Source organism: Pseudomonas sp. 43(2021), from assembly GCF_017490805.1.
In the GTDB taxonomy this organism is placed as follows: Bacteria; Pseudomonadota; Gammaproteobacteria; order Pseudomonadales; family Pseudomonadaceae; genus Aquipseudomonas.
This window is the reverse complement of record NZ_JAFGYJ010000013.1, coordinates 104897-112306: the sequence shown is the minus strand read 5'-3', so window position 1 is coordinate 112306 and position 7410 is coordinate 104897. Positions and strand designations below refer to the sequence as shown.

The window sequence follows — 7410 nt, the reverse complement described above, 5'->3', positions numbered from 1 at the left end:
AAGACCACACGGTGCATGGTACCGGCTTCGCCGGTGTTCGCGGCTAAAGCCGCTCCCACAGGTATTGCGCAAAGCTGAAAGTCACCGCTGGACCTGTGGGAGCGGGTTTACCCGCGAAGAAGACCACACGGTGCATGGCACCGGCTTCGCCGGTGTTCGCGGCTAAAGCCGCTCCCACAGGTATTGCGCAAAGCTGAAAGTCACCGCTGGACCTGTGGGAGCGGGTTTACCCGCGAAGAAGACCACGCGCTGCATGGCACCGGCGTCGCCGGTGTTCGCGGGCACGCCCGCTCCCACAGGGACCGTGCCAGCTTTTCGATGCAGTGCAGGCTCGAGAGCTGCACCAGCACATGCGTTCGCTGTTTCAGGATCCCATTCTGCGTCATACTCGGCAGACCTATTGCCCGGTTCTCGCCATGCGTCCATTGCTCCCCATCACCCTGGTCCTGCTGCTCGCCGCCTGCGGCGATGGTGAATCGCTGCTCCCGCCGGACGCGCGTCTGCCCGACGGTGGACGGTACCGGGGGCAGGTGGTCGATGGCCTGCTGCAAGGCGAAGGCCGGATCGACTACCCCAACGGCAGCTGGTACGCCGGCAGCTTCAAGGACGGCCAATGGCACGGCCAGGGCGAATGGCACGGGCGCAACGGCGAGGTGTACCGTGGCCAGTTCGCCGCAGGGCTGTTCCAGGGGCTGGGTGAGCTGACCACCCCGGGCAGCCACTATGCCGGCACCTTCAGCCGAGGCCGCCGCGACGGCGAAGGTACCCTCAAGCAAGCCGACCAGACCTACCGCGGCCAGTTCAAGGACGACCTGTATGAAGGCGCCGGCGAGCTGGAACTGGCCGACGGCAGCCGTTACCAGGGCCTGTTCGCCAAGGGCAAGCCCAACGGTGCCGGGGTGCGCAGCGATGCCAGCGGCAACCAGTTCAGCGGCCGCTTCATCAACGGCCAGCTGGAAGGCAGCGGCACCTACGACAGCGTCGACGGCGAGCAGTACATCGGCGAGTTCAAGGACAACCGCCTGGAGGGCCGTGGCCGCTACGAAAACGCCGAGGGTGATGTGTGGATCGGCGAATTCAAGGACGGTTCGCTGGTCGGCGAAGGCGAACTGCTGGGCAGCGACGGCAGCCACTACAAAGGTACCTTCGCCGACTGGCGCCTGTCGGGCCAGGGCAGCCTGCAACTGGCCGACGGCAGCAAGTACATCGGCGGCTTCCTCAATGATGCCTACCACGGTCAGGGCCGGCTGATCCTGGCCAGCGGCAAGGTCGAAAGCGGCACCTGGAGCAACGGTGTGCGCATACGCGACCAGAATGGCAAGCTGTTGCCCGACCCGCTGGACCTGGCGTTGCTCAATCAGGGCCGGTTGCTGGACGAGGCGCTGGCCCGGGTACCGCGCTCGACGCCACCGGTCCAGCTATACAGCCTGGTGGTGGCCGGCGATGGCCAGCAGAGCGTGTTCCTGCGCGAAGCCGACTACGTCAGCAACATGCTCAAGGTGCGTTTTGGCGCCCGCGGCCAGGTAACCTTGGTCAACCACCGCGACCACATGACCACCCGCGCCATGGCCACGCGCGAGAACCTCACCCGCGCTGCCCGCACCCTGGCCGAGCGCAGCGGCCCCGAAGACCTGGTGTTCATCTACCTCACCAGCCATGGCAGCCAGGACCACCAGCTGGTGCTCGACCAGCCGCGCCTGCAGCTGGCCGACCTGTCCACCGACGAACTGGCCAGCGCCCTGGCACCGCTGAAGGATCGCGACAAGGTCATCGTCATATCCGCCTGCTATTCAGGGGGCTACATCGCAGCGCTCAAGGATGAGCGCACGGTGATCATGACCGCCGCCCGGGCCGACCGCGTGTCCTTCGGTTGCTCGGAAGAAGCCGATTTCACCTACTTTGGCGATGCCCTGTTCGCCGAGGCGCTGAACCAGACCGACGACCTGAAACAGGCGTTTGAACTGGCGCGCGCCAGCGTTGCCGAAAGAGAACAAAGGGAAGGTTTCGAGGCCTCTGAACCGCAGCTGTGGGCGCCGCCGAGTGTGCTTGAGCACTGGCAGCACCTGCGCCGGCAGCAGGCCGAAGAAGCATTGCGTAACGCCGCACAGGCCACCGTGGGGGAACAGGCGCAAACGCCACGCAGCCACTAAGCTTGTGTGTAACAAGGGAGAGACATCATGTATTTGACGCCTCAGCATGTCCTGCTTGCCGGTGCCACGGGTCTGACAGGTGAACACCTGCTCGACCGCCTGCTCAACGAGCCAACCATCACCCGCGTACTGGCGCCTACCCGCCGGCCATTGGCCGAGCATCCGCACCTGGAAAACCCGGTGGGCGACCCGGCGGTGTTCCTCCCGCAGCTGGCCGGGCGGGTCGATATCGCCTATTGCTGCCTGGGTACCACGCTGAAGCAGGCCGGCTCCGAATCGGCCTTCCGTGCGGTGGACCTCGACATGGTGGTGGCCTTCAGCAAGCGTGCCCGGGAGTTGGGCGCGCGGCATCTGCTGGTGGTCAGTGCGCTGGGCGCCGACCCGAAATCGTCGATTTTCTACAACCGGGTAAAGGGCGAGATGGAAGAGGCACTCAAGGCCCAGGATTGGCCGCAGCTGACCATCGTGCGGCCGTCGTTGCTGCTGGGCGAGCGGGTCCAGCCGCGGCTCGGGGAAAAGCTGATGTCGCCGTTTTCCAGGCTGATACCCGGGAAATATCGGGGGATCGAGGCTTGTACCTTGGCCCGGGCGCTGTGGCGGCTGGCGCTGGAGGAGGAAGACGGGGTGCGGATAGTGGAGTCGGATGAGTTGCGCAGGTTGGGCAAGAAATAGGCTTCACTGGTGATGGCCTCTTCGCGGGCACGCCCGCTCCCACAGGTACTGTGATCACTTGAGGTTTACACAGATCCTGTGGGAGCGGGCGTGCCCGCGAAAGGGCCCTTACAGGCCACCAGTGGCCTGGAAGCCTACACCGGCCGCTGTCAGCAACGACAACGGCAGCAACAGGGTATCGAGCAGCATGCTCCCGGGCAGGTCCAGCCCCGGGTACGCCGGGGCATCAGCCCCATAATGATCACGCGGGCAACACCCGCCATTGATCACATACAAATCCAGCCGGGTACCGGCATACACCACCGGCGCCCCGGGCTTGTTGGCATCCAGCGTGCGCACCGTGGCACAGCCACCGAGCAGCACCAGCACCAGCACAACCGCCAGCGCTCGCTTCAATCATCCACCCCGAAATGGTGCTCACCCCAACGCGGCAACATGTCCTGGGGAATGTTCAGCAGGTTGAGAATGCGCGCGACGACAAAGTCGACCAGGTCATCGATGGTCTGCGGCTGGTGATAAAAGCCCGGCGCCGCCGGCAGGATCACCGCGCCCATCTGCGACAGCTTGAGCATGTTCTCCAGGTGGATGGTGGAGAATGGCGCTTCACGCGGCACCAGGATCAGCTGGCGACGTTCCTTGAGGGTAACGTCGGCAGCACGCTCGATCAGGTTGTTGCAGGCACCGGTGGCAATCGCCGACAAGGTGCCGGTGGAACAGGGCACCACCACCATCGCCGCCGGGGCGCCGGAACCCGAGGCCACCGGCGACATCCAGTCTTCCTTGCCATACACGCGGATCTGCCCGTCGGCGGCTCCGGTGTATTCGGTGAGAAAGGCCTGCATCGCCTGCGGCTTGGCCGGCAGCAACACGTCGGTCTCGGTGGCCATCACCAGTTGCGCGGCCTTGGAGATCAGGAAGTGCACCTCGCGGTCCTCACGCACCAGGCAGTCGAGCAGGCGCAGGCCATACTGGGCGCCAGAGGCGCCCGTCATGGCCAGGGTGATGCGTTCCGGCCCGCTCACTTCAGTGCCTCGGCCAGCTTGCCGTGCAGGCCGCCGAAGCCGCCATTGCTCATGATCACAACGTGGGTACCTGGGCGGGCCTGGCCCTTGACTCGCTCGATGATCGCTTCGAGGCTGTCGGCCACCACGCTGGGCACTTTGCATTGCGCGGCAGTGGCAGCCAGGTCCCAGCCCAGGTTGGCCGGGGCGTACCAGATCACCTGGTCGGCGTCGTTGACGCTTTCCGGCAGGCCGTCACGGTGGGCACCGAGCTTCATCGAGTTGGAGCGCGGCTCGATCACGGCGATCACCGGGGCCTCGCCAACGCGCTTGCGCAGGCCGTCGAGGGTGGTGGCGATGGCGGTCGGGTGGTGGGCAAAGTCATCGTAGATGGTCACGCCCTGCACTTCGGCAACCTTCTCCATGCGCCGCTTGACGCTCTTGAAGGCACTCAGGCCTTCGATGCCCATGGCTGGCACCACACCTACATGGCGCGCCGCTGCCAGGGTGGCCAGGGCGTTGGCGACGTTGTGCTGGCCAGTGAGTGCCCAATCCACCACGCCCTGCACTTCGCCGTCGAACAGCACTTCAAAGCGCGAGCCGTCGGGGCTGAGCAGACGCGCTTGCCACTGCCCACCTTCGCCAGTGGTCTGCACCGGGGTCCAGCAGCCCATGCCGATCACCCGCTCCAGCGCCAGCTCGGTAGTGGGGTGGATGACCAGGCCTTCGCTGGGGATGGTGCGCACCAGGTGATGGAACTGCCGCTCGATCGAGGCCAGGTCGGGGAAGATGTCCGCATGGTCGAACTCAAGGTTGTTGAGGATCGCCGTGCGTGGGTGGTAATGGACGAACTTCGAGCGCTTGTCGAAGAAGGCGCTGTCGTACTCGTCGGCTTCGACCACGAAGAACGGCGTATCGCCCAGGCGCGCCGACACCGAGAAGTTCTGCGGCACACCGCCGATCAGGAAGCCCGGGCTCATGCCGGCGTGCTCCAGCACCCAGGCCAGCATGCTGCTGGTCGTGGTCTTGCCGTGGGTACCGGCAACGGCCAGCACCCAGCGGCCCTGCAGCACGTGATCGGCCAGCCACTGCGGGCCGGAAACATAGGGCAGGCCCTTGTTCAGCACGTACTCCACCGCCGGGTTGCCACGCGACATGGCGTTGCCGATGACCACCAGGTCTGGCGCCGGGTCCAGCTGGGCCGGGTCATAGCCTTGGGTCAGCTCGATGCCCTGGGCTTCGAGCTGAGTGCTCATCGGGGGATAGACGTTGGCGTCCGAGCCAGTGACGCGGTGGCCAAGTTCCTTGGCCAGCACCGCCAGCGAGCCCATGAAAGTGCCGCAAATACCGAGAATGTGAATATGCATGGTCGACCTCGCAAAACATCGAGGCAGGGTAGCCCAGGGCGCGATAAATCGCACCAGATGTTTCGCTCAGCCGGCCCTGGTGATGCCGTGTTTGCGCAGTTTTCGATACAAGGTATTGCGGCTGATGCCCAAGTGCTCGGCGACACGGGTGAGGTGCCAGTGTTTTGCCTCCAGGGTCGCCAGCAGCGCATGGCGCTCGGCATCCTCCAAAGCGGCAGGCCCTATCGCCGGCAAGCCGGCTCCCACAGGGTTTGCACATGGCGTGAAGCCATTGCCGTCGATGTGGGAGCAACTGTCTTGCCGGCGATCGAGGGCGAAGCCCTCGCGAACAATGGCGGGGAGATCCGGAAACACAATCCGGGAGTCTTCGCAAAGCGCCACCAAGGTACGCAGCACATTGCGCATCTGCCGCACATTCCCCGGCCAGGCGAAATCGAGCAGTGCCTGGCGCGCCCTCGGCTCGATGTCGATCAGCTGCCCCTGCGCCTCCTGACGCAGCAGAAAGTCCAGCAACTGCGCCTTGTCACTGCGCTCGCGCACCGCCGGCAACGCCACTTCCAGGCCATTCAGGCGGTAATACAGGTCCTCGCGGAAACTGCCCTGCTCCACCCGCTCCAGCAAGTCGCGGTGGGTGGCGCTGACAATGCGCACGTCGACCGCCTGCGGTTCGCCACCGATCGGCACCACCTGGCGCTCCTCCAGCACGCGCAGCAAGCGGGTTTGCAGAGTCAGTGGCATGTCACCAATCTCGTCCAGCAGCAAAGTGCCGCCGTCAGCCTGCAACAGCTTGCCGCGCATGCCTTCCTTGCGCGCGCCGGTAAAGCTGCCGCCACGGTAGCCGAACAGTTCGCTCTCGATCAGGCTCTCCGGGATCGACGCGCAGTTGATGGCGACGAACGGCTTGCCGCGCCGCTCGCTGGCCTGGTGCACAGCCTGGGCGAAAGCCTCCTTGCCACAGCCGGTCTCGCCACGCAGCAGCAACGGCACATCGCGCTCGAACACCCGCACGCTGCGGCGGAAGTCGTTCTGCAAGGCCGGGTCGAGCAGGCAGATAAGCGGCTCCACGTCCCGCACGGGTCGCGGCTGGGCAGCTGGCACCGACCACACCGGTGCGCGCGCCTGACCACGCAGGCTGGCGAACACCTGGCGCCCGTCCAGGGTGCGCAGCGGCCAGGCCGTGCTGCCAGCGGGCGTGGCGCGGCTGAACAGTTCGTCGTGGCTGCAAGCGAAAAAGCGTTCCAGCGGTTTGCCCAGCACGCCACCACGCACCGTGCCCAGCAGGTTCAGCGCGCTCTGGTTGGCGGCGCAGATGCGCCCGTCACCGTCGAAGGCCAGCAGGCCTTCGCTGAACAGACCGACCGACTCGGCCTGCAGGTGAAAACGCAACAGCCATTGCTGTTCGAAATGGCGCAGGAAGTAGCAGCTTTCGATCATCTTCGCCGACAGGTTCACCAGGGCCATGGTGTGGAACTGGCTCTGCCGGGAAACGTCGGGCCGTGCCGAAGACACATCCAGCACCGCCAGCAGCTCGCCGTGCGGGTCGAACACCGGGCTGGCCGAGCAGGTCAGGCCGGTGTGGCGACCACGGAAGTGCTCGTTCTGGTGAATGGTCAGCGCCTGGCGCTCGACCAGACAGGTGCCGATGCCGTTGGTGCCCTCGCGTGCCTCGCTCCAGTCGGCGCCCAGCCACAGCCCGGCGCGCTCGAAGCTGCGCCGCTCGGTCGGCGCGCTGACGCAATTGAGGATCACCCCACGGGCATCGGTCAGCAGCACCGCATGGCCGGCCCCGGAAAGCTGCTGGTGCAGGCTGTTCATTTCATGGTCGGCAATCTGCAGCACCTGGCGCAGGCGCTCGCGGCTTTCCAGCAGGCGCCCGTGTTCGAGCACCACCGGGGCCTCGATCACCGACGGGTCGAGGTGGTAGTCCTCCAGGCAGCGCAGCCAGGAGCGGGCGATGGAGGGGTCGCTGCCGCCCTCTCCGGCCCCACCATGGGCAACGCTGTGGACTTGCTGGGCATGGCGACTGAAAAGATTGCTCTGCATTGTTGTAGTTCTCCGCAGATAGAGAGTCCCGCCAGCATCCTCCACCCGGGAAGGCTTTGCAATGCACCCTCCGGTTACGTGTCGCAAATGGCACAAAGTGTCACCCCCGCGCGTACCGGTGCTGGCACAGCAACCGTGGGGCAGGCTTTGGGAATCGAGCCAAGTCATTGATTTTAC

At 65.5% G+C, this 7410-nt stretch carries 6 protein-coding genes; 2 read left to right on the top strand and 4 right to left on the bottom strand.

Translation table 11 applies throughout. The features are described from left to right. The first annotated feature begins 416 nt into the window (after positions 1-416). Together J5M71_RS13635 and J5M71_RS13630 are read left to right on the top strand one after the other, a co-directional pair. On the top strand, positions 417-2150 hold the full coding sequence (locus J5M71_RS13635; protein WP_207832798.1) for a C13 family peptidase: 1734 nt from the start codon (positions 417-419) through the stop codon (positions 2148-2150). A 27-nt stretch (positions 2151-2177) separates the two neighbouring features. Next, the gene (locus J5M71_RS13630; protein WP_207832796.1) at positions 2178-2822 is read left to right on the top strand and encodes an oxidoreductase; all 645 of its coding nucleotides are present in this window, start codon (positions 2178-2180) and stop codon (positions 2820-2822) included. Positions 2823-2930: 108 nt separating this feature from the next. On the opposite strand, the gene J5M71_RS13625 is transcribed toward J5M71_RS13630, so the two are convergent. The 4 genes from J5M71_RS13625 to J5M71_RS13610 all read right to left on the bottom strand — a co-directional run bounded on the left by J5M71_RS13625 (position 2931) and on the right by J5M71_RS13610 (position 7233). Next, positions 2931-3218: a YceK/YidQ family lipoprotein gene (locus J5M71_RS13625; RefSeq protein WP_207832794.1), complete on the bottom strand. Its 288-nt coding sequence runs from the start codon at positions 3216-3218 to the stop codon at positions 2931-2933. Further along, positions 3215-3844 carry a flavin prenyltransferase UbiX gene (gene ubiX / locus J5M71_RS13620; protein WP_016715383.1) on the bottom strand — a complete coding sequence of 210 codons (630 nt, stop codon included), beginning with the start codon at positions 3842-3844 and terminating at the stop codon, positions 3215-3217. Before ubiX ends, J5M71_RS13625 begins: the two co-directional genes overlap by 4 nt. After that, complete coding sequence (gene mpl, locus J5M71_RS13615; RefSeq protein ID WP_063911089.1) at positions 3841-5190, bottom strand: UDP-N-acetylmuramate:L-alanyl-gamma-D-glutamyl-meso-diaminopimelate ligase; 1350 nt, start codon at positions 5188-5190, stop codon at positions 3841-3843. The genes ubiX and mpl overlap by 4 nt, the downstream gene beginning before the upstream one ends. Positions 5191-5256: 66 nt before the next feature. After that, the gene (locus J5M71_RS13610; RefSeq protein WP_207832792.1) at positions 5257-7233 is read right to left on the bottom strand and encodes a sigma-54-dependent Fis family transcriptional regulator; all 1977 of its coding nucleotides are present in this window, start codon (positions 7231-7233) and stop codon (positions 5257-5259) included. Between the last annotated feature and the right edge of the window lie 177 nt (positions 7234-7410).

Coding starts and splice junctions, on each gene's coding strand:
- J5M71_RS13635 (WP_207832798.1), top strand. CDS start 417: ATGCGTCCATTGCTCCCCATCACCCTGGTCCTGCTGCTCGCCGCCTGC.
- J5M71_RS13630 (WP_207832796.1), top strand. CDS start 2,178: ATGTATTTGACGCCTCAGCATGTCCTGCTTGCCGGTGCCACGGGTCTG.
- mpl (WP_063911089.1), bottom strand. CDS start 5,190: ATGCATATTCACATTCTCGGTATTTGCGGCACTTTCATGGGCTCGCTG.
- J5M71_RS13610 (WP_207832792.1), bottom strand. CDS start 7,233: ATGCAGAGCAATCTTTTCAGTCGCCATGCCCAGCAAGTCCACAGCGTT.